1 protein-coding gene is annotated in these 635 nt (G+C 56.9%); it reads right to left on the bottom strand.

All coding sequences use genetic code 11. The features are described from left to right. Window positions 1–635, bottom strand: a 635-nt coding sequence (locus HEP89_RS28955) for a VCBS domain-containing protein (protein ID WP_168693763.1), incomplete at both ends; no start/stop codon positions are given.

Consider the following 635-nt stretch of genomic DNA (forward strand, 5'->3'; position numbering starts at 1 on the left):
TGCCAGAAGGCTGCTGATATCGACGCCATCCGGAAGAGCGCCTTCCGAATAGGCCGGCGAACCATCGCCTTCGACCGAGATGTAGAGCGTGTCGCCCAGATCCGGATCGTCGACCACGATGTTGCCGCTCAATTCGCCGATATTCTGCGGATTGGCGTCCAGATCTTCGTCGACTGCGAAGTCAAGAACACTCTGCTCGACGAGGATTTCCGGCTGGTCGTTGGTGCCGATGATCGTCACGGTGATCGGACGCTCGACGAAGGAGTCCGGGTCATTCGTGTCCTGAACCCGAAGCGTGTAGTCGATCGTCAGAACATCGCCTTCGGCAAGGAAGTCGATAGCCTTGTCCTGGACCTTGTAGGAATAGGTTACCCGACCCTGGTCGTCGAACTGGTCGAATGTCCAGAAGAAGAAATTCGAGTCGTGGTCTGTCAGCGCGGCGTAGATATCGCCCGGCATTTCCAGAATTTCACCGGCACCGGAGGCCAGGGAAAGGTTCGGTTCGCTGATCTGGACTTCAAAATTGTCCGGATTGACGACCGTATCAGGATCGTTGATCTCGAAGACACCGCCGCGGGTATGGACGTAGCCTTCGTCTTCCGCACCCGGCCATTCAACGATGGGCAGGAAGTTCA

Source organism: Labrenzia sp. 5N (assembly GCF_012395805.1).
In the GTDB taxonomy this organism is placed as follows: domain Bacteria; phylum Pseudomonadota; class Alphaproteobacteria; order Rhizobiales; family Stappiaceae; genus Roseibium; species Roseibium algicola.